We start from the raw sequence: 20,162 nt of genomic DNA, 5'->3' as shown, positions 1-20,162 counted from the left end.
ACCATGGCAGAGAACACCATTGCTTGGGACAAGGACGCCGACGGCATCGTCACGCTGACCCTGGACGACCCCACCGGGTCGGCCAACGTGATGAACGAGCACTACAGCGAGTCCATGCACAACGCTGTGGAACGCCTTGCCGCCGAAAAGGATTCGATCACTGGCGTGGTCATCACCAGCGCGAAGAAGACCTTCTTCGCCGGCGGTGACCTCAAGGGCATGATCAACCTCGGCCCGGAGAACGCGGGCGAGGCATTCGACACCGTCGAGTCGGTCAAGCGTGACCTGCGCGCCCTGGAGACCCTCGGCAAGCCGGTCGTCGCGGCCATTAACGGCGCCGCGCTGGGCGGAGGCCTGGAGATCGCGCTGGCCTGTCATCACCGCATCGCCGCGGACGTCAAGGGTCTGGTCGTCGGCCTGCCCGAGGTCACGCTGGGGCTGCTGCCCGGCGGCGGCGGGGTGACCCGCACCGTGCGGATGTTCGGCATCCAGAACGCGTTCATGAACATCCTGTCGCAGGGCACCCGCTTCAAGGCCGACAAGGCCAAGGAGATGGGCCTGGTCGACGAGCTCGTCGGCTCGGTAGACGAATTGGTGCCCGCCGCCAAGGCGTGGATCAAGGCCAACCCCGATTCACACGAACAGCCTTGGGACAAAAAGGGTTACAAGATGCCCGGCGGCACCCCGTCCAGCCCCGCGCTGGCGGCGAACTTGCCGGCCTTCCCGGCGCTGCTGAAGAAGCAGCTCAAGGGGGCGCCGATGCCGGCGCCGCGGGCCATCCTGGACGCGGCCGTCGAGGGCGCGCAGGTGGACTTCGACACCGCCAGCCGCATCGAGAGCCGCTACTTCACCCAGCTGGTCACCGGCCAGGTCGCCAAGAACATGATCCAGGCGTTCTTCTTCGACCTGCAGCACATCAACGGCGGCGGTTCCCGGCCGGACGGCATCGAGCCCGTCAAGATCAACAAGATCGGTGTGCTGGGCGCGGGCATGATGGGCGCCGGTATCGCCTACGTGTCGGCCAAGGCCGGCTACGACGTGGTGCTCAAGGACGTCAGCCTCGAGGCCGCCCAGAAGGGCAAGGGCTACTCGGAAAAGCTTGAGGCCAAGGCACTTCAGCGGGGCAAGACCACCGAGGAGAAGAGCAAGGCGCTGCTGGACCGCATCACCCCCGCCGCTGACCCCGAGGCGTTGAAGGGCGTCGACTTCGTCATCGAGGCCGTCTTCGAGAACCAGGACCTCAAGCACAAGGTGTTCCAGGAGATCGAGGACATCGTCGAGCCCAACGCGCTGCTGGGGTCGAACACCTCGACGCTGCCGATCACCGGTCTGGCGACCGGTGTGAAGCGCCAGGAGGACTTCATCGGGATCCACTTCTTCTCGCCGGTCGACAAGATGCCGCTGGTCGAAATCATCAAGGGCGAGAAGACCTCTGACGAGGCGCTGGCCCGCGTGTTCGACTACACGCTGGCCATCGGCAAGACCCCGATCGTGGTGAACGACAGCCGCGGGTTCTTCACCAGCCGCGTCATCGGCACCTTCGTCAACGAGGCGCTGGCGATGCTGGGCGAGGGCGTGGAGCCCGCGAGCGTCGAGCACGCCGGTTCGCAGGCCGGCTACCCGGCGCCGCCGCTGCAGCTGTCCGACGAGCTCAACCTGGAGCTGATGCACAAGATCGCGACGGCCACCCGCAAGGGTGTGGAGGACGCGGGCGGCACGTACGAGCCGCACCCGGCCGAGGCCGTCGTGGAGAAGATGATCGAGCTGGAGCGGCCCTCGCGGTTGAAGGGCGCCGGCTTCTACGAGTACGTCGACGGCAAGCGGACCCGGTTGTGGCCGGGCCTGCGCGAGACGTTCAAGTCCGGCAGCGCGGAAATCCCGTTGCAGGACATGATCGATCGCATGCTGTTCGCCGAGGCGCTCGAGACGCAGAAGTGCCTCGACGAGGGCGTGCTGACGTCGACCGCCGACGCCAACATCGGGTCCATCATGGGCATCGGCTTCCCGCCGTACACCGGCGGTAGCGCGCAGTTCATCGTCGGTTACGAGGGTGCGCACGGTGTCGGCAAGGAAGCCTTCGTGGCCCGGGCCAAGGAACTGGCCGCCAGGTACGGCGACCGCTTCCTGCCGCCGGCGTCGCTGAACTAGTCCTGCGTCACGCAGGCGCAAAAGCCCCCGGAACAACGACGTTCCGGGGGCTTCTGCATGCATTGGCCGCGAAAGGCTAACGGCGCCTTTGAAACAGGTAGTACCACGCCGGTGTCTTCTCGGCGCGGTCCAGCTCGCGTTCGGGGCCGGCCGACAACAGCGTCCAACTTTGCGTAAATCGACGTTCCATCTCGGCGCGGTCGACTCCGCGCACCCCGACACGACCGCCCGGGACGAACGCGACGATCAGCAGCCGCGCGTCCGGTGCCGCCAGGGCACTGATTTCCCGGACGTAGGCGTCACGGTCGGCGTCGCTCATGTTGTGCAGGCAGCCGTTGTCGACGATCAAGTCGAAGTTCGCGCCGATGCCGGCCCGGCTCAGCTGCGTGACGTCGGCCCGGAGGAAGTCGACGGCTGCGCCGGCCGCGCTTGCCTTGGCACGTGCGCGCTCCAGCGGCTTCGCCACGAAGTCGACCGCGGTGACCTTCCAGCCGTGTTGGGCGAGGTAGATGGAGCAGTCACCGGTGCCGCAGCCTACCTCCAGGGCCGACCCGGCGCGCAGCGCGGCGGCGTCACGCGTTCCCTCGACCAGCTCCCGGAGGCTCTGCGCGAGGGGATGACCGTCCCATGGAGTGAACCCTATGCGGTAAAAGATCTGAAACAGCGTTTGTTTGGAAGCCATAGCTCACCCTAGGCCCGCAGGGCGGCTTACCTGGAAGCGGCGGCGATGCGGCGCCATTGCTCCCTCGGGAATGCCCGGGGATCGGGCAGCAGCACCTGGACGCAGACATGGTCGGCGCCCGCAGAACGATGCTCGGCGACGCGGCGCATGATGGCCTCTTCATCCCCCCACGCGATGATCGCGTCGAACAGCCGATCGCTCACCTGCGACAGATCTTCTTCGGTGAAGCCGCTGCGCAACAGGTTGTTGGCGTAGTTGGGCAAAGCCAAATACGACCGCAGCCAATCGGTTCCGATCTGGCGGGCCTCGTCGGCACTGTCGGTCAAGATCACGGTTTGTTCGGGCAGCAGCAACGGACCGCGGCCCAAAGTCGAACGGGCAGAAGCGGTGTGCTCAGGGGTCACGAGGTACGGGTGGGCGCCACCGGCGCGGGTCGCCGACAGCGTCAGCATCTTCGGGCCCAGCGCGGCAAGCACCCGGCGCTCGGTGGGGACCGGCCGCGGCGCGGCGTCCAGGCCGTCCAGGAAGGATGCGGTTGCCGCGAGCGGTTTGCGATAGCGCCCGGGTTGGCCGGCATCGATCAGCGGGGCATGGCTGACACCGATCCCGAGCAGGAAGCGGTCACCATGCTCGGCGGTCAGGGTCGCGTAGGAGTCGGCGACGTCGCCGGGCGAATGCATCCACAGGTTCAGGATTCCGGTGGCGATCACCGTCCGCCTGGTCGCGGCCAGTAGATTCCCCACCGCGTCGAACACCGGCCCACCGACATCGGGTATCCACAGCGCCGGGAACCCCAGTTCGTCGAGTTCGGCTGCGGCCTCGGCGGATTCGGCTGGGTCGCCGTAGCGCAGTTGACTGCTCCAGATGCCAACACCGGTCAGTTCCATGTGCAGCCTCCCCGTCGTGGTGCGCGCCGGCCGCGGTGGCCCCGCGGCCGCGGCCTACACGACATGCTGTCAGACGTCGCATCCGGTGTATTCGGGCACCGGCATCGAATCGTGCATCCGGATGCCCTTGGTGTTGAGCTTCGCCACAGACCGGGACAGCGACCCGGGCATCGCCGAGATCAGCTGAGCTCCACGAGTTAACGCCCACACTCCGATTCGTGAACCGGGGATGATGCCTTTGGCGGCACCGCGGGCGAAAGTCCTGCTGCGCTGCACCGATTGGTGCATCCGCAGTTCGTAGGCGGCGAATGCGCGCAGGTGGTCGCCGTCCGCCTCGGCGAGTTCTCCGGCCAGCACATAGGCGCCGAGGACGGCGAGGCTGGTGCTGCCGCCCACCGCGGGTCCCGGGCAGTATCCCGCGTCGCCTACCAGGGTGACCCGACGCCGGGACCACCGGTCGGTGCGCAGTTGGGTGATCGAGTCGAAGTAGAAGGTGGGCGTGCGCTCCAGTTCTGCCAGCCAGGTGTCCACCTGTTCGTGCATTCCGCCGAATGCCTCACGCAGTATTTCCTTCTGCCGCAACGCATCTCGATGGCCGTAGTCCAATTCCTCTTTGCTGCGGAACAGGAATACCGCTCGGGCGTCGTCCAGGTGATCCGCCGTATAGATTCCGGCGAAGCGGCCGACGCCGACATGGCCGACCATCTCGCCGGATTCGACCAGCGCCTTGGGCGCCGACAACACCGACAGGTATCCGCCGAGAAAACGCGTCAGGCTGGCTTCCCCGCGGAAGGTCAGGCGCCGAACGTTGGAATGCAGACCGTCGGCGCCCACGATGACGTCGAAGGTACGCGCCGGCGAACGCTCGAATGTCACGGTGCCGTCGTGCTCGATCGCGGTGATGGAATCACCGAACACGTACTCGACATCGTCGCGGGCGGCGTCGTAGTAGATCTCGCTCAGGTCGTCGCGCATGATTTCCACGTGCGAATCGGAGGTCGCGGCGTAGATCTTGGTGAGGTCGACCTCGATGGCCTTCGTCCGCCCTTCGCGGTACATCGTCAACCGTTCCGTTCCGGTGGCCCGCGCCTCGATGCGCGGAAGCACACCCATCTTCGTCGAGATTTCCATTGCGGGACGGAACAAGTCGACGGCGTGGCCACCGGTCTTGCGCAGCGTCGGTGCACGTTCTACGACGGTGACGTCGAAGCCGTACCGGGTCAGCCAGTACGCCAGAACCGGGCCGGCGATGCTGGCGCCCGAGATGAGTATCCGCATGATCACCTCCGCGCTTACTTAACGTTCGGTAAGCGTAACATCCCACTTACCTATCGGTAAGTCAGATAAACTCGTGAGGGTGAGCAGGCCCCGATCGGACACCCGTGAGCGCATCCAAGAGGTCGCCCGCGAGCTCTTCTCGCAGCGCGGCGTGCAGCGCACCAGTCTGCAGGACATCGCGAACCAGCTGGGCATCACCAAACCCGCGTTGTACTATCACTTTCCCTCGCGAGAAGACTTGGTACGCAGCATCCTGGTGCCGCTGATCGACGAGGGTGAGCGCTTCGTCGCCGAGCACGAGGGCCGCCGCCGCAACGATGCGCGCGAGCTGCTGGAGGGTTATTTCGATTTCCACTATCGGCACCGCCGGGACCTGGTGCTGTTGTTGACCGAGCTGTCGACGCTCATCGACCTCGACCTCATCGACACCGTGCTGGCGTGGCGTGAGCGGCTGGCCAGGCTGGTGTTCGGCAAGAAGCCGACGCTCGCGCAGTCCACTCGGGCGGTGGTCGCGTTCGGCGGCTTGCAGGATTGCTGCGTGCAGTTTCCCGATGCGCCACACGAAGAACTACGCGAGAAGTCGGTTGCGGCCTCTCTCGACGCGCTCGGCGGGTGAGGCGCAGGCAGTTACGCCGGCCGCTGGCGGCGGCTGGTCGCGACTATCGATCCGCTGTGAGCCCGTGCGGGCTACAGTCCCTAGTTATGCGCTTTGGACTCTTCATTCCGCAGGGCTGGCGAATGGATCTGGTCGACATCGAACCCGCAGAACACTGGGCGGTGATGCGCGACCTGGCCACCTACGCTGACAACAGCGCGTGGGACTCGCTGTGGGTCTACGACCACTTCCACACGGTGCCGATGCCGACGGGCGAGGCGACGCACGAAGCGTGGTCACTGATGGCGGCCTACGCGGCAACCACGTCGCGGATCAAACTCGGCCAGATGTGCACGGCGATGAGCTACCGCAACCCCGTCTACCTGGCCAAGGTGGCCGCCACGGCCGACATCATCTCCGGTGGCCGTATTCAGATGGGCATCGGCGGCGGTTGGTACGAACATGAATGGCGCGCTTACGGTTACGGGTTCCCCTCGGCGGGTGTGCGATTGGGCCGACTGGACGAGGGCGTGCAGATCATGCGCGATGCGTGGCGCGACGGCAAGGTCAGCTTGGACGGCAAGCATTATCAGGTCGACGGCGCGATCGTCGAGCCGAAGCCGTTGCAGGACGGGGGAATTCCCTTCTGGATCGCCGGTGGCGGCGAGAAGGTGACGTTGCGCATTGCCGCGCAGTACGCGCAATACACCAACTTCACCCCGGAGCTCGAGGCCTTCAAGCACAAATCGGACGTGCTGGCCGAGCACTGCCGTGCGGTGGGCACCGACTTCGACGCCATCGTGCGCTCGGCCAACTTCAGCGCAATCGTCGGCAGCTCCGACGCCGACGTCGAAGACCGGCGGCGGCGGATACGCGACCGAATGTCGCGTTACGTCCCGGAAGCCGCGGCGGATGCGATGCTCTCCGGCGGTTCGGAGGGGGCAACGGGCACAACGGAACAAGTCATCGAGCGGATCGCCAAGGTCCGCGACCTTGGTTGCGAGTACGCAATCTGCTACTTCCCCGAGGCGGCCTACGACCGCTCCGGTATCGAACTGTTCGAACGCGAGGTCATTCCCGCGCTGAGTTAGACGTCGCTGGTGACGTACCGGGTCTTGACGGGAGGCGCGGCCAGCAGCGGAGGAAGCTGGGTGAGCTTGCCTTCCCCGGCGCGAAACGCGCGGTAAGCCTCGTCGTTTTCGACCGACTCCCAGATCTCGTAGATGAGCCAGTGCGCTTCATCGTCCTCGTCGACAAGCACGTCGGTGCGGACGTTGCCGTCGAACGCGCGGGTGTCCTGTAGCGCCCGGCCCATCAGCTCGCGCCCCGCAGCGACCTCGTCGGGCTTGAACCTGAGCTCGAGTATCACCGTGACCGTCATGGGCCCAACATATCGTCGCGCCCGGTAGGTCGACGGCCCGCCCGTCCTTCCGATGATGAGAATGCGGTTTCCACTTTTCGGAAAGCTGTTATACGGTTCAGTCAGACTTTGGCACACCGTGGACGTTCCTGGAGGACCCCTCAATGCAGAAGGCACTCGCTCCCGAGATCTCAACTTGGCCCGACGAGAACCCGCAGCTGATCGGCAGTCGGTGCGGCGATTGCAGCGCCACGACATTCCCGGTGCAGGAGCGGTGCCCGCGGTGCAGCGGCGGCGCGATGAGCGACGTGCTGTTGCCGCGGACTGGCACCGTCGTCGCCTGGACCACCCAGGGCTTCCCGCCCGGGGCCCCGTATGCCGGCCCGACCGGCAAGGACTTCGTGCCGTTCGGCGTGGGTCTGGTCCAGCTCGGTGACGTCATCCGTGTCGAGGGCCGGCTGACCGAGAACGACCCCGCCAAGCTGAAGTTCGGCCAGGAGGTCGAGCTGACCATGGTGCCTTTCACCACCGACGCGGACGGCAACGAGATCATCACGTTCGCGTTCCAGCCGGTCTAGACAGAGGGAGCCTGAGATGACCAACGATGTAGCGATCATCGGTGTGGGCCTGCATCCCTTCGGCCGGTTCGAGAAGACCGCAATGCAGATGGGCGCCGAAGCGATCCAAAACGCGCTCACCGATGCCGGTGTGCAGTGGAAAGACATCCAGTTCGGCTTTGGCGGCAGTCACGAAGTGTCCAACCCGGACGCCGTGACCCGTCTGGTCGGACTGACCGGCATCACCTTCACCAACGTCTTCAACGCCTGCGCCACCGCCGCCAGTGCCATTGCGCAGACCGCGGACACCATCCGGCTGGGGAAGTACGACATCGGGATCGCCATCGGCTTGGACAAGCACCCCCGCGGCGCCTTCACCGACGACCCCGCCAAACTGGCGCTGCCGCAGTGGTACGCCCAGAACGGGCAGTTCGTCACCACCAAGTTCTTCGGGATGAAGGCCAACAAATACCTGCACGACCACAACATCTCGCAGGAGACGCTGGCGCGGGTGGCCAACAAGAACTTCCGCAATGGCGCACTGAACCCGAACGCCTTCCGGCGCAAGGAGATCTCGGTCGAAGAGATCCTCAATTCGGCCGTGCTCAACTACCCGTTGACGCAGTACATGTTCTGCGCGCCCGACGAGGGCGCCGCGGCCGTCATCATGTGCCGCGCGGACATCGCGCACAAGTTCACCGACAAGCCGGTGTACGTGCGCGCCTGTGAGATCCGCACCCGCACGTTCGGAGCGTATGAGGTGCATGCCACCTTCGCACCGCTCGACGAGGACGTCTCCCCGACGGTGTACGCGGCTAAGGCGGCTTACGAAGCCGCGGGCATCGGGCCCGAGGACGTCGACGTCGCCCAGCTGCAGGACACCGACGCCGGCAACGAGGTCATCCACATGGCCGAGACCGGCCTGTGCGCCGACGGCGAGCAGGAGAAGCTGCTGGCCGACGGCGCCACCGAGATCCACGGCTCGATGCCGGTCAACACCGACGGCGGGCTCATCGCCAACGGCGAGCCGATCGGCGCGTCGGGACTGCGGCAGATGCACGAATTGGTGCGTCAGCTGCGCGGCGAGGCGGGGGAGCGTCAGGTTCCCGGCAGCCCGCGCGTCGGGCTGGCCCAGGTGTACGGCGCGCCCGGCACCGCGTCGGCGACCATCCTGTCGCTCTGAATCGTCCGATTCGCAACGCTTTTCAGGTCAATAGTCGTCGGCCCGGCTATGCGGCATATTCGGGTAATGCGATGTCGTCGCGGAATTCGCTGCGGATGGCCCAATCGGCCAGCCGCGGGATGTTCAGCAGTTTCGACGCCTGGTTGCGGGTCCACACGCCCAGCGCCGTCTTTGGCGCGAACATCGTGGCGAATGCGCGTGCCGAGCGCTGCCTGGCCTCGACGATCGGACGCAGCTTCCGCTCATAGCTGATAAACGCATCCCGGTGATTGGCTCCTGCGCCATTGATTTCGCCGGCCAGTATGTAGGCCTGCACCATCGCGAGACCCGTTCCCTCACCAGCCAGCAGCGAGACCGCGGCCGCGGCGTCACCGATGAGCGCTACACGCCCATCCGACCAGTGGTCCATGACGATTTGGCTGACGCGATCGAAGTAGACATCGGAGGCGTCGTCGAGCTGACGCAGGATCTCCGGGCATTCCCAGCCCGCGTTGCCGAAGACCTGATGAAGGGTCGCCTTGGCCTGTAACACATCTCGCGGATCGGGGCCGCTCATGTGATCAGGCGTGAAGACGAAAAGAAACATCGTCTTATCATCGCGCATCGTTAATCGTGCGATCATGCGGCCGGGCATGGTGTGCGCGACGTAGACGAGTTCATCACGCGGTCGATAGCCCTCGGTCTCGAACGCCGCGACTCGGTAGCCGAGGTCGACCTCGTACCGGGGTTGCGGGCCGAATACCAAATTCCGCACGGGCGAATGGATACCGCCGGCGCCAACGAGCAGGTCGAATTGTCGTGACCCGCCGCGATCCAGAGTCACCTGCACGCCTGAGGCGTGTTGTTCGATCGCCGAAACGCTCTCACCGAACAGAGTTTCGGCATGGTTGTCGATGGAGCGATAGATCATTGCCGCCAAATCGCCGCGGGGCACCGTCACGAACCGGCCATCGACGTTCCGCCGGAACGCTTCAGCCGAAAAGCCGCCCACCTTGCGCGAATTCCGGTCCACGATTCGCACCTCCTGGACCGCGTATCCGGCGGCGTGCAATTCAGCGGTAAGACCCATCCGTTCGGCAACGGCATACCCGCCGCCCCAAAAGTCCACTGCATAGCCGCCGGTGCGAAGACGCCCCGCCTTCTCGATGAGGGTGGGCTCGTGGCCATGGCGCGAGAGCCAGTACGCAAGTGTGGGACCGGCGATGCCAGCACCGACGACGGCAACCTTCATGTGCGTACCTCCGCGGCGAGTAAGGTCGGAATTATCATAGCACTAGGCAATAGTTGCGCTGGGATAGTAATTTGGTTTGGAGGGTTCCGACGAGCGCGTCGATCTGCCCGTCGACGACGGAGAGGAGACAGCGGTGTTGAAGGAACTCATTGGCATGCCCGCGGGCATTCGAGCGCTGGAGGCCGTCGGGACAGTGACCGCAGCAGATTACGAACGGGTCTTCGCGCCGATTATCGAGCAGACAGGACGCGCGGGGGACCGGATGCGGCTGCTGTATGTGTTCGGCCCGGAATTCCAGCACATCACGGCGGGAGCGCTGTGGGCGGACGCGCGACTCGGATCGGCCTATCTGCGCTTGCTCGACGGATGCGCTGTCGTGAGTGATATTGGCTGGATTCGGGCATCAAGCCGCGCCATCGGTTCATGGATGCCATGCCCGCTTCGGTTGTACGACAACGGTCAACGCGATCACGCCGTCGCGTGGCTGGCCTCGCTACCGGAACGCGCTGACGTGTCCGCCCGCGATATGGTCAAGGCCTACATCGGCGGAGTCGGAGCTGGTCTTGTTAGCCTCGGTGGGTTCGTCGTCTCGAAGGATCTCAAGAAGCGCAATAGTTTTCGTTGATGATGGGGCGTCGACACTATGGCCGCCGCTGCGCTAAGCGGCGACCCCTTCACAACCTAAATCGCCGGGCCCAGCAGGTCGTCCGCGTCGCGGATGATGTAGCCGTAGCCCTGCTCGGCCAGGAAGCGCTGCCGGTGCGCGGCGTACTCGGCATCCAGGCTGTCGCGCGCCACCACGGAATAGAAGATGGCGCCCCCACCGTCGGACTTGGGCCGCAGCAGTCGGCCCAGCCGTTGCGCCTCCTCCTGGCGTGAGCCGAACGTTCCCGAGACCTGCACCGCCACAGAGGCTTCCGGCAGGTCGATGGAGAAGTTCGCGACTTTGGACACCACCAGGGTGGACAATTTGCCACGCCGGAAGGCGTCGAACAGCTCCTCGCGTTCCTTGGTCCGGGTGGACCCCTGGATCACCGGGGCGTTCAGCTCGGCGCCGAGCTCGTCGAGCTGATCGAGGTAGGCGCCGATCACCAGCGTCTGCTCGCCGGGATGCTTAGCGAGGATCGATTTCACCACAGCGATCTTGGTGTGCACCGTCGAGCACAGCTTGTAGCGCTCCTCGGGTTCGGCGGTGGCGTAGAGCATCCGCTCGTTGTCGGTCATGGTGACGCGCACCTCGACGCACTCGGCCGGCGCGATCCATCCCTGCGCCTCGATGTCCTTCCACGGCGCGTCATAGCGTTTCGGGCCGATCAGCGAGAACACGTCGCCCTCCCGGCCGTCCTCGCGGACCAGCGTGGCCGTCAGGCCCAGGCGCCGCTTGGACTGCAGGTCCGCGGTCATCCGGAACACCGGCGCGGGCAGCAGATGGACCTCGTCGTAGATGATCAGTCCCCAGTCCCGGCTGTCGAAGAGCTCCAGGTGCCGGTACTCGCCCTTGGTGCGACGAGTGATCATCTGATAGGTCGAGATGGTCACCGGCCGGATCTCCTTGCGCTCTCCGGAGTATTCGCCGATCTCGTCCTCGGTGAGCGACGTGCGCGCGATCAGCTCGCGCTTCCACTGCCGCGCCGCGACGATATTGGTGACCAGAATCAGCGTCGTCGCGCCGGCCTTCGCCATTGCGGCCGCTCCCACCAGCGTCTTACCGGCGCCGCACGGAAGCACCACCACCCCGGATCCGCCGGACCAGAACGAATCCGTGGCCATCTGCTGATAGTCGCGCAGGTGCCAGCCGTCCTGGGCCAGGCTGATCGGATGCGCTTCGCCGTCGACGTAGCCCGCGAGATCTTCGGCGGGCCAACCGATCTTCAGCAGCATCTGCTTGACGCGGCCGCGTTCGCTCGGGTGGACGATGACGGTGTCGTCGTCGATGCGGGCGCCGAGCATCGGGGCAATCTTCTTGTTGCGCAACACCTCTTCGAGCACCGCGCGATCCAGGCTCACCAGTGTCAGGCCGTGCGCGGGGTTCTTCACCAGCTGCAAGCGACCGTAGCGGGCCATGGTGTCGACGATGTCGACCAGCAGCGGCTGGGGCACCGCGTAACGCGAGAAGCTGACCAGCGCGTCGACGACCTGCTCGGCGTCATGACCGGCGGCGCGCGCGTTCCACAGCGCCAGCGGCGTGATGCGGTACGTGTGCACGTGTTCGGGTGCGCGTTCCAGCTCCGCGAACGGCGCAATGGCGGCGCGCGCGGCGCCGGCCAGCTCGTGGTCCACCTCGAGCAACACCGTCTTATCGGACTGCACGATCAAAGGTCCGTCAGACATATTCAGCGCCACTCCTCCTGATCTGCGTTCACGTCGGGCTTGCGAACCATTATCGGCCGGTGGCCGACACCACCGACGTGATGCGGTGAATGGCGAAGTCACGCAACCGTCCGGACGCGGAGTCGAACGCCACCAGCTGGCCGCCCTTGATGGTGATGGGCGACACCACCCGCTGGGTGGCCACGCCGGCCGCATCCAGATAACCGATCACCAGGGTGTCTTGTTCCTTGGCCGCGCGCTGCAGCTGCGTCATGGTGACCGCCGGATCGACGCGGATATTGCCGAACGGTGCCGCGGTCACCTTGCGCAGCACCGCCACCACCGCGTTGAGGCTTTCGCTGTTGGGACGCCGGATGGGGCGGTAGGGCCGGCGCTGTTGCGGGGTGGCCACCCGGGCGCCGCGCGGACGCACGTCGACGATGGCGCCGGACGAATCCTCGGCCGCCGGCGCGAAGCCCGCGGCCCGCAAGGCGGCGAGCACCTCGCCGATCGGAGCCGGTGACACCGCGACCGTCGGCGCCAGGGCCCGCAATTGCACTTCCTCGGTCGCAGGCGCGGCCACGGCCTGGGCCAGCAGGGCGGGGTCCTCGCAGCGCACGAACGACGCGGCCATGCCGATCCGCAGCTGTCCGTGCCGGCGCGCGACATCATCGATCAGGTAGGTAAGCCCCTGCGGCACTGGCGTTTTGGAGTGCCTGGCGAACAAGGAATGCATCCAGTCGCGGGTCTTGCCGACATCGAGTGCGTGCCGGATCGATTGCTCGCTGACGCGGTACACCATCGCGGCGCCGGCCGATTCGACGGTGGCGACGACGGCGAGTTGTTCGGCCAGGTCGCGGTCCAAAGGCCCGGGCACGACCACGGTCAGGTCCGCCTGCACCAGGAAGTGGTCGACCGGCTTGGGCAGCGCCCGGTTCATCGCTTCGATCGCGACCTGCGGATCTCCGTCGTCGTCCAGCAGCGCGCGGCCGGGTGTGCTGATCGCGCCGCGGCCCACCAGACCCAGGGCGGTGCTCTCGGCGAGCAGATCCCCGACGGGCCCGGGCTGCAACCGCTTGGCCCAGCGCGGACGTCGCCAGATCAGCGCCGCCGAGGCCTCCGCCGCGTTGACGCCGGCACCGGGAGGCAGCTCGGACAACATGCCGAGCAATAGCCGGCGGTCCAGCGGCGCGGCCGTGGAGTACAGGCCGTCGGTGAGGGCCCCGTAGGGCTTGGCGTCGGGGCCGCGACTGCCGATCAGCGCCGGCCGGCCGGGAAGGTCGAGCCAGCTGCCGGCCAACAGCTGCCAGCGTTCGGCCACCGACATCGCCGTGTATCGGTCGGTGGCGATCGTCGGAGCCCAGTACGGCGCCTCGCCGGTGAGGGGCTCGGGGTCGGGCATGCCGCTGGCGATCAATCCGGCCGCGGCCGCGATTTCGAGGATCAATCCCAGTCGCGGCTCGTCGATGCCGGTCACCTTGCTCAGTCGCTTGACGTCGCGAATTCCCAGGCCGCCGCTGCGCAGCTCGGAAACCGGTGCGGCGGAGAGCGTTTCGAGGAGGACGTCGACCTCGTGCAGCAAGTCGATGACGGCCCCGGCGGAAACCGCGTCGGCGTCGTGAGCCGTCGTCGTGGAGACAACGGGGTCAGGTGCGGTCAGCTGCATGGGGCCGGGCTGCTCGCCGCGCAGCACCTGCGCGACGTGGCGGGGCAAGATCACCGTCTCGGCGTCGATGCGCCGCAGCAGCCCCATGGCGAGCAGCTGGGGCACCGGCCGGTCGGTGGGCGCTCCGGGCGCGGCGTCGCGGGTGCGGCCCATCGGGGAACCCTCGAGAAGCTTCTCCAAGACGTCGAGCTGTGCCTGGTTGAGGTCGTCGATCAGGCCGGCGATCTGCTCGGCGCTGCGCGAGGTGTCCTCGAGAATGACCTGCCCCGGGTGCCATGGCAGTCCCGTCGCGGCGTCGGCGGCGACGCGCAGCGCGGCCGCACCCCAGACCAAGGCGCGTTGCCGGAGGTCGTCCACCGCGTCGAGGACGTCGGTTTCGGGGGCGCGGTCACCGATCAGCGCCAGCAACTTCGCAGCGGGCACCGGTTCCGCGTCGGCCTGCAGCACCAGCAGCGCGTCGAGGACGGCCAGCCGCAGGAAGTCGAGGTCGTCGGAGCCGGCCTTGATCGACTGGCGAGCCTGGGCGCGCGCGGCCAGTGCGGCGATGCTGCCGGGTGGGGGCTGGGCGAGGTCCGGCCGCAATTCCAACAGTCGAATCAGCTGCTCATCGGATAACTCGGCCAGCCACGACCCCAGCGGGATATCCGGGGTGTTGTCGGTCATTGCTGACCAGCGTAAAGCAGGTCGGGGGCACCCAGCAGACCCGAAGAGCCATCGCCCGACCAGCCCGTGACCAGCGGCGGCGACGGCGACGCGTCCCCAAACTCCGGTCTTGCGCCGCGTGTAGTTGGGCCACCTGTCAGAATGGACCCCGTGGCTGACACTGCTGAGGGCAAAGCACGCAAGACCAAGTATGTCGACAACGGCTGGCCGACGACGGACCCCGACGACCACGCGGTCAGTGAACTCGTGACCGATCGCACGGGCGCGCTGTCGCCCTTCGGCGAGCTGGTGTTCCCGCTGCCCTCCACCGACCTGCCCTACGTACATCCGGTCACCGTCGTCAATCGGTAGGCCGCCACATGGCCACGGCCCCTGAGAACTCCGAAGGCTCGGCGAGCTGGGCGCCGCAAGACTCCGGCCCGGGCGCCCTGTCACACCTGGACGACCACGGGGCGGCGCACATGGTCGACGTCAGCGAGAAGGCAGCCAGCAAGCGGACCGCGGTGGCCGCCGGGGTCCTGCGCTCGTCGGCGCACGTGCTGGCGCTGATCTCGACCGGCGGTCTGCCCAAGGGCGATGCCCTGGCCACCGCGCGGATAGCCGGCATTCAGGCGGCCAAGCGCACCAGCGAACTCATCCCGCTGTGTCATCAACTCGCCCTCACAGGGGTCGACATCGACTTCACCGTGGGAGAGTCTGAGGTCGAGATCATCGCTACGGTGCGAAGCACCGACCGCACGGGGGTGGAGATGGAAGCGCTGACGGCGGTCAGCGTCGCTGGCCTGACGCTCTACGACATGATCAAGGCCGTCGACCCGGCCGCACGAATCGACGACATTCGAGTGCTGCGCAAGGAAGGCGGCAAGACCGGAAGGTGGGCGCGTCCATGAGCACCCGTTCCGCCCGTATCATCATCGCCTCGACCCGCGCGTCGTCAGGAGTGTACGACGACCGCTGCGGCCCGATCATCGCCGAATGGCTGGCAGAGCGCGGCTTTTCGGCACCGCCTCCGGAGGTGGTGGCCGATGGGCCGCCGGTCGGCGACGCGCTGCGCACCGCGATCGACGCCGGCGTCGACGTCATCATCACCTCCGGCGGCACGGGCATCTCGCCCAGCGACAGCACACCGGACCACACGGTGGCGGTCGTTGACTACCTGATTCCGGGTTTGGCGGAGGCGATCCGCCAGTCGGGTCTGCCGAAGGTGCCGACGTCGGTCCTGTCGCGCGGGGTGTGCGGTGTGGCCGGCCAGACCCTGATCGTCAACCTGCCTGGTTCGCCCGGAGGGGTTCGCGACGGGCTCGGCGTGCTCGCCGATGTGCTGGACCACGCACTCGACCAACTCGCCGGCAAAGATCACCGCCGATGACGCTCGTGGTGCGCGCCGCCATGACCGAACACCCGATTTCACTGGCGGAGCATGAGGAGTTGGTGGGTCATCAGTCGGCCGGTGCCATCGTCGGGTTTGTCGGCATGATCCGCGACCATGACGGCGGACGGCGGGTGGTGCGACTCGAATATTCCGCTCACCCGTCCGCCGAACAGGTCATCGCCGATGTCGTGGCCGAGGTGACCGAGCAGTCCAGCGGGGTGCGGGCCGTCGCCGCCAGCCACCGCGTCGGCGCGCTGCGCATCGGAGAGGCGGCGCTGGTTGCGGCCGTCGCCGCCGACCACAGGCAGGCGGCATTCGCCACCTGCGCGCACCTGGTGGACACCATCAAAGCGCGGCTACCGGTGTGGAAGCACCAGTTCTTCACCGACGGAACCGAAGAGTGGGTGGGCTCGGCCTGAGGCCCTAGGCACGCCGGGCACCGGAATGGTGTGCCCAGCCCGACACGCCCCGAAAAGGAGGGGTTTCGGGGCGTGCGGGGGGTAAGGCGGCGTCAGGCTTGCGGAGACGGCTGAGCGAGTGCGTCCAGCGCGTCGTTTCCGTGAACGTCCTGGGCCCGGATCGCCTCCCACAGCTTCACGAGGTAGCCAGTGTCGGAAGCCTGCTGCGGCATACCTTCCGGCGCGGAACCGTGGAAGTCCGTGTCCACGACGGGCGGCGCGTCCGCCGGAGGTGCGGGCGGCATCGCGTCGGCCGGCGGCGGAGCGTCGGCCGGAGGAGCCGGCGGCAGGTCTGCCGGAGGCGCGGGCGGCATCGCGTCGGCCGGCGGCGGGGCGTCGGCCGGGGGAGCCGGCGGCAGGTCCACGGGTGGCGCGGGCGGCATCGCGTCGGCCGGCGGCGGGGCGTCGGCCGGGGGAGGAGCGTCCGGGGGTGCCGGCCGGTCAAACCCGGCCAGTTGCACGGGAGCGGGCGGGGGAGGCGCGGGTGCGTCCGCGGGCGGGGCCAGCGGTGCCGGGGCACCGTTGATACCGGGCGCGTCCAGGCCGGCCGGAGCCGGCACGTCGCGCTGGCTGGGACCCGACAGGGGGCCACCGCACACGGGCCACGCGCCGCGGCCCTGGGTGGCGAGCACCCGCTCGGCGACGGCGATCTGCTGGTCCCTGGTGGCGAGTTCGGCCGACGGGGCGTACTGGCCGCCGCCGTGCGAGGCCCACGTGCTTGCGCTGAACTGCACGCCGCCGTGGTAGCCGTTGCCGGTGTTGATGGCCCAGTTGCCGCCGGACTCGCAACGGGCTACCTGATCCCATTCTCCGTCGGTGGCCGCGGCCGCTTGGGCGGCGAGGGCGATGCTGCCGCCACCAAGAACCGCGCCGGTGACGGCGATCTTGGCGACGCTGATGTTTGAACTGCTGGGCTTACGGTGACGTCCACTCATACGCGCCGATTTATTCCTCTCTCGTCACGCGCCTGCGAGGTCAGCTGTCGGGTTCGGGTTGGAGAGGCCACCCGGCCGGCTGTCTCAAAGAGACGACACCGACTTCACCCCTAGGAGCCGCGAGCGGCCCCAATCCGATCACGGTGGACCGGTGGGTCCCCCGTCTCCATCCATGTGTTTCGGAGGCCCCCCGCCTATTGGATGGAGCTCGGCGCGATAGGGAGGGGAGGTCCGCCAATCGGGACGGCTGGCGAGCCTCCGGAGACGTTAACCGTTTCTGTTGGTCTCGTCACGTCTAGGGAAACCCGGCGTTTCCCTCTCAGCCATCCGCGAAAACCGCAGGAACACATAGTGTTTGCGCAGGTCGGAATGCGCGATATCGGAGCGTGATCGCGCCGTTATCGTTCCGTTACGTGAGATATGTCACAGTTTCAACCGCCGGAAAACGGCGGCAGAACATCGATCGTGTCACCGGGTTGCAACGCCGCGGTCTCGTCGCGCACCGCGATCCCGTCGCGCAGGTACGAGCATCGGGTCAAAACGGTGGCCAGGCGAGACCCTCGGACGGCGAGCCGCTCAACCAGTTCGCCGACCGTGGTGCCCGGGCGCAGCACCACGGCCTCCGAATCGACGCCCGCAGCGGCTCGGGCGGCCGCGAAGTAGCGCACCGTCACCTGGATGCCGTCGGTCTGGACAGGGGGCTGTCCCATCGGACTAGCCACCGATCGCGCTCATCGGGCGGTCGGGCTGGATGAAGTTCGGATCGTTGATGCCGTGACCGGCGGGCTTACCCCACATCGCGGTGCGCCACGCCGCCTCGATCGCCTCGTCGGGCGCACCGCCGCGCAGCAGCCCGCGTAAGTCGGTTTCCTGCTTGGCGAACAGGCAGCTGCGGATCTGGCCGTCGGCCGTCAACCGGGTGCGGTCACACGCCCCGCAGAAGGCGTGCGAGACCGATGCGATGACACCGAACTTGCCGCTCGGAGTGTCCGGGCCGGTATCGACCAGCCAGAGCTCGGCGGGGGCCGATCCGCGCGGCGCCGGGTCGGGCCGCAGCCGGAAGTGCGGGCGCAGCGCGGCCAGCACGTCGTCGGCGCTCAGCGCCGCGTCTCGTCGCCACTGGTGCCCGGCATCCAGCGGCATCTGCTCGATGACGCGCAATTGGTAGCCGTGCTCTAGGCAGAACCGCAACAGCCCCACCACGTCCTCGCGGCCGGTGCCGGGGTCCAACACGGCGTTCACCTTCACCGGCGTCAGGCCGGCGTCGCTTGCGGCGGCCAGCCCATCCAGCACGTCGGTGAGCCGGTCGCGACGGGTGATGGCCGCGAAATTCGCGCGATCCACGCTGTCCAGCGAGACGTTGACCCGATTCAGGCCGGCCGCGGCGAGCCCGGCCGCGCGCCGCGCCAGCCCGACACCGTTGGTGGTCAGCGAAATCTCGGGGCGGGGCTGCAGAGAGGCGGCCTCGGCGACCACCTCTTCGAGGTGGCGCGCCAGCAGGGGTTCGCCACCCGTGAACCGCACGCTGGTCACCCCCAACCGGGTGACCGCGATGCGCATCAACCTGGCCAGCTCGGGAGCACTCAGCAGCTGTTCGCCCGGCAGCCAGTTCAGGCCTTCCGCCGGCATGCAATAAGTGCACCGCAGGTTGCAGCGGTCGGTCAGCGAGATCCGCAGATCGGTGGCGACCCGGCCATAGGTGTCCACCAGCGGGCCGGTGGTCGGGGCATCGGCGGGAACGGCCGCGCCGCCGTCGCGGCGCGGCACCGAAGGTAGGCCCAGCGTCGTCAGGGTCATGCGGCCGCCGGCGGCGCGTAGTGGGTAGGCGAGCTGACCGGCACGATCTGCTTGCCCAATGGCACCAACGACACCGGGATCAGTTTCAGGTTGGCGAGCGCCAGCGGGAGGCCGACGATCGTGAGCGCCATCGCCGCCGCGCTGACCAGATGACCGATCGCCAGCCACCAGCCGAAAAGCACGATCCAGATGACGTTTCCGACCAAGGCGCCCGACCCCGCCGTCGGCTTGTCCACGATCGTGCGGCCGAACGGCCACAGCGCGTAAGAAGCGATGCGCAGCGAGGCGAAGCCGAACGGAATGGTGATGATCAGCACGAAGCTGACGATCGCCGCAGCCAGGTAGCCGACGGCCATCCAGAGGCCGCCGAAGACTAGCCAGATGACGTTCAAGATCAGGCGCATATCTCCTCCGCGGTTACTCCCCAGCGTACCGAGTGCCCAATAACGGGGGTGCTCCTCATGTGGGCTTCCGAGTAGGATCAGACTCCTAATACGGCGTCCTGCGCAGGCGGGACGCTTATTGTGTTGCCGATTTCTACTGATTCGTTAGACAAGCAGGTGAGACCAGTGCCGACGGGCAAGGTGAAGTGGTACGACGCTGACAAGGGCTTCGGCTTCCTGTCGCAAGAGGACGGCGAAGACGTCTACGTTCGCTCGTCGGCGTTGCCCGCCGGGGTCGAGGGCCTCAAGGCGGGCCAGCGTGTCGAGTTCGGCATCGCCTCCGGACGGCGCGGACCGCAAGCGTTGAGCCTCAAGCTGATTGAGCCGCCGCCCAGCCTGACCAAGGCGCGTCGCGAGGTGCCCGCCGAGCACAAGCACAGCCCCGACGAGCTGCACGGCATGGTCGAGGACATGATCACGCTGCTGGAAGGCGCGGTGCAGCCCGAGTTGCGCAAGGGCCGCTACCCGGACCGCAAGACCGCCCGCCGGGTTTCCGAGGTCGTCAAGGCCGTGGCCCGCGAGCTCGACGCCTGACGCTGGCTGCACGCCTGCGTCGAGCCACGCCAGTCTGCTACGTGGCCAACTAGAATAACCACC

22 protein-coding genes and 1 riboswitch are annotated in these 20,162 nt (G+C 67.2%); of the genes, 11 read left to right on the top strand and 11 right to left on the bottom strand.

Annotated features, from left to right (window positions below; all coding sequences use genetic code 11):
* Window positions 1–3 precede the first annotated feature (3 nt).
* Entirely contained in the window at window positions 4–2,148 is a 2,145-nt protein-coding gene (locus AC5Y4H_RS04760; RefSeq protein ID WP_499978972.1) for a 3-hydroxyacyl-CoA dehydrogenase NAD-binding domain-containing protein, read from the top strand.
* Between the two features lie 76 nt (window positions 2,149–2,224).
* On the opposite strand, the gene AC5Y4H_RS04755 is transcribed toward AC5Y4H_RS04760, so the two are convergent.
* The 3 genes from AC5Y4H_RS04755 to AC5Y4H_RS04745 all read right to left on the bottom strand — a co-directional run bounded on the left by AC5Y4H_RS04755 (window position 2,225) and on the right by AC5Y4H_RS04745 (window position 4,995).
* Window positions 2,225–2,830: a class I SAM-dependent methyltransferase gene (locus AC5Y4H_RS04755; RefSeq protein ID WP_499978970.1), complete on the bottom strand. Its 606-nt coding sequence runs from the start codon at window positions 2,828–2,830 to the stop codon at window positions 2,225–2,227.
* A gap of 26 nt (window positions 2,831–2,856) precedes the next feature.
* A complete protein-coding gene (locus tag AC5Y4H_RS04750; RefSeq protein ID WP_499978969.1) occupies window positions 2,857–3,717 on the bottom strand; it encodes an LLM class F420-dependent oxidoreductase in 861 nt (286 codons plus the stop codon).
* 69 nt (window positions 3,718–3,786) lie between these two features.
* Window positions 3,787–4,995 (bottom strand): FAD-dependent monooxygenase, encoded by a 1,209-nt coding sequence (locus tag AC5Y4H_RS04745; RefSeq protein ID WP_499978967.1) that lies wholly within the window; start codon window positions 4,993–4,995, stop codon window positions 3,787–3,789.
* Between the two features lie 79 nt (window positions 4,996–5,074).
* On the opposite strand from AC5Y4H_RS04745, the gene AC5Y4H_RS04740 reads away from it, so the two are divergent.
* A complete protein-coding gene (locus AC5Y4H_RS04740; RefSeq protein ID WP_499978965.1) occupies window positions 5,075–5,611 on the top strand; it encodes a TetR/AcrR family transcriptional regulator in 537 nt (178 codons plus the stop codon).
* Between the two features lie 86 nt (window positions 5,612–5,697).
* Entirely contained in the window at window positions 5,698–6,681 is a 984-nt protein-coding gene (locus AC5Y4H_RS04735; RefSeq protein ID WP_499978964.1) for an LLM class F420-dependent oxidoreductase, read from the top strand.
* Here the strand turns inward: AC5Y4H_RS04735 and AC5Y4H_RS04730 are convergent.
* The gene (locus AC5Y4H_RS04730; protein WP_499978963.1) at window positions 6,678–6,971 is read right to left on the bottom strand and encodes a putative quinol monooxygenase; all 294 of its coding nucleotides are present in this window, start codon (window positions 6,969–6,971) and stop codon (window positions 6,678–6,680) included. The genes AC5Y4H_RS04735 and AC5Y4H_RS04730 overlap by 4 nt on opposite strands.
* Before the next feature lie 143 nt (window positions 6,972–7,114).
* On the opposite strand from AC5Y4H_RS04730, the gene AC5Y4H_RS04725 reads away from it, so the two are divergent.
* Both AC5Y4H_RS04725 and AC5Y4H_RS04720 read left to right on the top strand, forming a co-directional pair.
* Window positions 7,115–7,528, top strand: coding sequence for a Zn-ribbon domain-containing OB-fold protein (locus AC5Y4H_RS04725; RefSeq protein ID WP_499978961.1), 414 nt, complete (start codon window positions 7,115–7,117; stop codon window positions 7,526–7,528).
* Window positions 7,529–7,544: 16 nt separating this feature from the next.
* Window positions 7,545–8,690, top strand: a complete 1,146-nt coding sequence (locus AC5Y4H_RS04720; protein WP_499978960.1) for a thiolase family protein — start codon at window positions 7,545–7,547, stop codon at window positions 8,688–8,690.
* A 46-nt stretch (window positions 8,691–8,736) separates the two neighbouring features.
* Here AC5Y4H_RS04720 and AC5Y4H_RS04715 read toward each other — a convergent pair whose 3' ends face one another.
* Window positions 8,737–9,921: an FAD-binding domain gene (locus AC5Y4H_RS04715; protein ID WP_499978959.1), complete on the bottom strand. Its 1,185-nt coding sequence runs from the start codon at window positions 9,919–9,921 to the stop codon at window positions 8,737–8,739.
* 76 nt (window positions 9,922–9,997) lie between these two features.
* Here AC5Y4H_RS04715 and AC5Y4H_RS04710 point away from each other — a divergent pair, with 76 nt between their 5' ends.
* Window positions 9,998–10,546: a SpoIIAA family protein gene (locus tag AC5Y4H_RS04710; RefSeq protein WP_499978957.1), complete on the top strand. Its 549-nt coding sequence runs from the start codon at window positions 9,998–10,000 to the stop codon at window positions 10,544–10,546.
* A 56-nt stretch (window positions 10,547–10,602) separates the two neighbouring features.
* Here the strand turns inward: AC5Y4H_RS04710 and AC5Y4H_RS04705 are convergent, their stop codons facing one another.
* Together AC5Y4H_RS04705 and AC5Y4H_RS04700 are read right to left on the bottom strand one after the other, a co-directional pair.
* A complete protein-coding gene (locus AC5Y4H_RS04705; RefSeq protein WP_499978955.1) occupies window positions 10,603–12,252 on the bottom strand; it encodes a DNA repair helicase XPB in 1,650 nt (549 codons plus the stop codon).
* Between the two features lie 49 nt (window positions 12,253–12,301).
* Entirely contained in the window at window positions 12,302–14,560 is a 2,259-nt protein-coding gene (locus tag AC5Y4H_RS04700) for a helicase-associated domain-containing protein (RefSeq protein ID WP_499978953.1), read from the bottom strand.
* Window positions 14,561–14,710: 150 nt separating this feature from the next.
* On the opposite strand from AC5Y4H_RS04700, the gene AC5Y4H_RS04695 reads away from it, so the two are divergent.
* From AC5Y4H_RS04695 to AC5Y4H_RS04680, 4 genes are read left to right on the top strand one after another with little or no spacing between them, the layout of a single operon-like run.
* Window positions 14,711–14,911, top strand: coding sequence for a hypothetical protein (locus AC5Y4H_RS04695; protein ID WP_499978951.1), 201 nt, complete (start codon window positions 14,711–14,713; stop codon window positions 14,909–14,911).
* Between the two features lie 8 nt (window positions 14,912–14,919).
* Complete coding sequence (gene moaC / locus AC5Y4H_RS04690) at window positions 14,920–15,450, top strand: cyclic pyranopterin monophosphate synthase MoaC (RefSeq protein WP_499978949.1); 531 nt, start codon at window positions 14,920–14,922, stop codon at window positions 15,448–15,450.
* Entirely contained in the window at window positions 15,447–15,929 is a 483-nt protein-coding gene (locus AC5Y4H_RS04685) for a MogA/MoaB family molybdenum cofactor biosynthesis protein (RefSeq protein WP_499978948.1), read from the top strand. The genes moaC and AC5Y4H_RS04685 overlap by 4 nt, the downstream gene beginning before the upstream one ends.
* Complete coding sequence (locus AC5Y4H_RS04680) at window positions 15,926–16,351, top strand: molybdenum cofactor biosynthesis protein MoaE (protein ID WP_499978947.1); 426 nt, start codon at window positions 15,926–15,928, stop codon at window positions 16,349–16,351. The genes AC5Y4H_RS04685 and AC5Y4H_RS04680 overlap by 4 nt, the downstream gene beginning before the upstream one ends.
* Before the next feature lie 92 nt (window positions 16,352–16,443).
* Here the strand turns inward: AC5Y4H_RS04680 and AC5Y4H_RS04675 are convergent, their stop codons facing one another.
* From AC5Y4H_RS04675 to AC5Y4H_RS04660, 4 genes are all read right to left on the bottom strand, one after another.
* Window positions 16,444–17,325 (bottom strand): transglycosylase family protein, encoded by an 882-nt coding sequence (locus tag AC5Y4H_RS04675; protein WP_499978945.1) that lies wholly within the window; start codon window positions 17,323–17,325, stop codon window positions 16,444–16,446.
* Between the two features lie 13 nt (window positions 17,326–17,338).
* Window positions 17,339–17,523, bottom strand: a riboswitch (cyclic di-AMP (ydaO/yuaA leader).
* A gap of 233 nt (window positions 17,524–17,756) precedes the next feature.
* Window positions 17,757–18,035: a MoaD/ThiS family protein gene (locus AC5Y4H_RS04670; protein WP_499979181.1), complete on the bottom strand. Its 279-nt coding sequence runs from the start codon at window positions 18,033–18,035 to the stop codon at window positions 17,757–17,759.
* A 4-nt stretch (window positions 18,036–18,039) separates the two neighbouring features.
* Window positions 18,040–19,122, bottom strand: coding sequence for a GTP 3',8-cyclase MoaA (gene moaA / locus AC5Y4H_RS04665; protein ID WP_499978944.1), 1,083 nt, complete (start codon window positions 19,120–19,122; stop codon window positions 18,040–18,042).
* On the bottom strand, window positions 19,119–19,526 hold the full coding sequence (locus tag AC5Y4H_RS04660; RefSeq protein WP_499978943.1) for a YccF domain-containing protein: 408 nt from the start codon (window positions 19,524–19,526) through the stop codon (window positions 19,119–19,121). Before AC5Y4H_RS04660 ends, moaA begins: the two co-directional genes overlap by 4 nt.
* Before the next feature lie 165 nt (window positions 19,527–19,691).
* Between AC5Y4H_RS04660 and AC5Y4H_RS04655 the strand changes: the two genes are divergently transcribed.
* On the top strand, window positions 19,692–20,099 hold the full coding sequence (locus AC5Y4H_RS04655) for a cold-shock protein (protein WP_499978942.1): 408 nt from the start codon (window positions 19,692–19,694) through the stop codon (window positions 20,097–20,099).
* Window positions 20,100–20,162 lie beyond the last annotated feature (63 nt).

This window comes from Mycobacterium sp. NGS58 (assembly GCF_059812385.1).
This window is presented reverse-complemented; position numbering and strand designations above follow the sequence as displayed.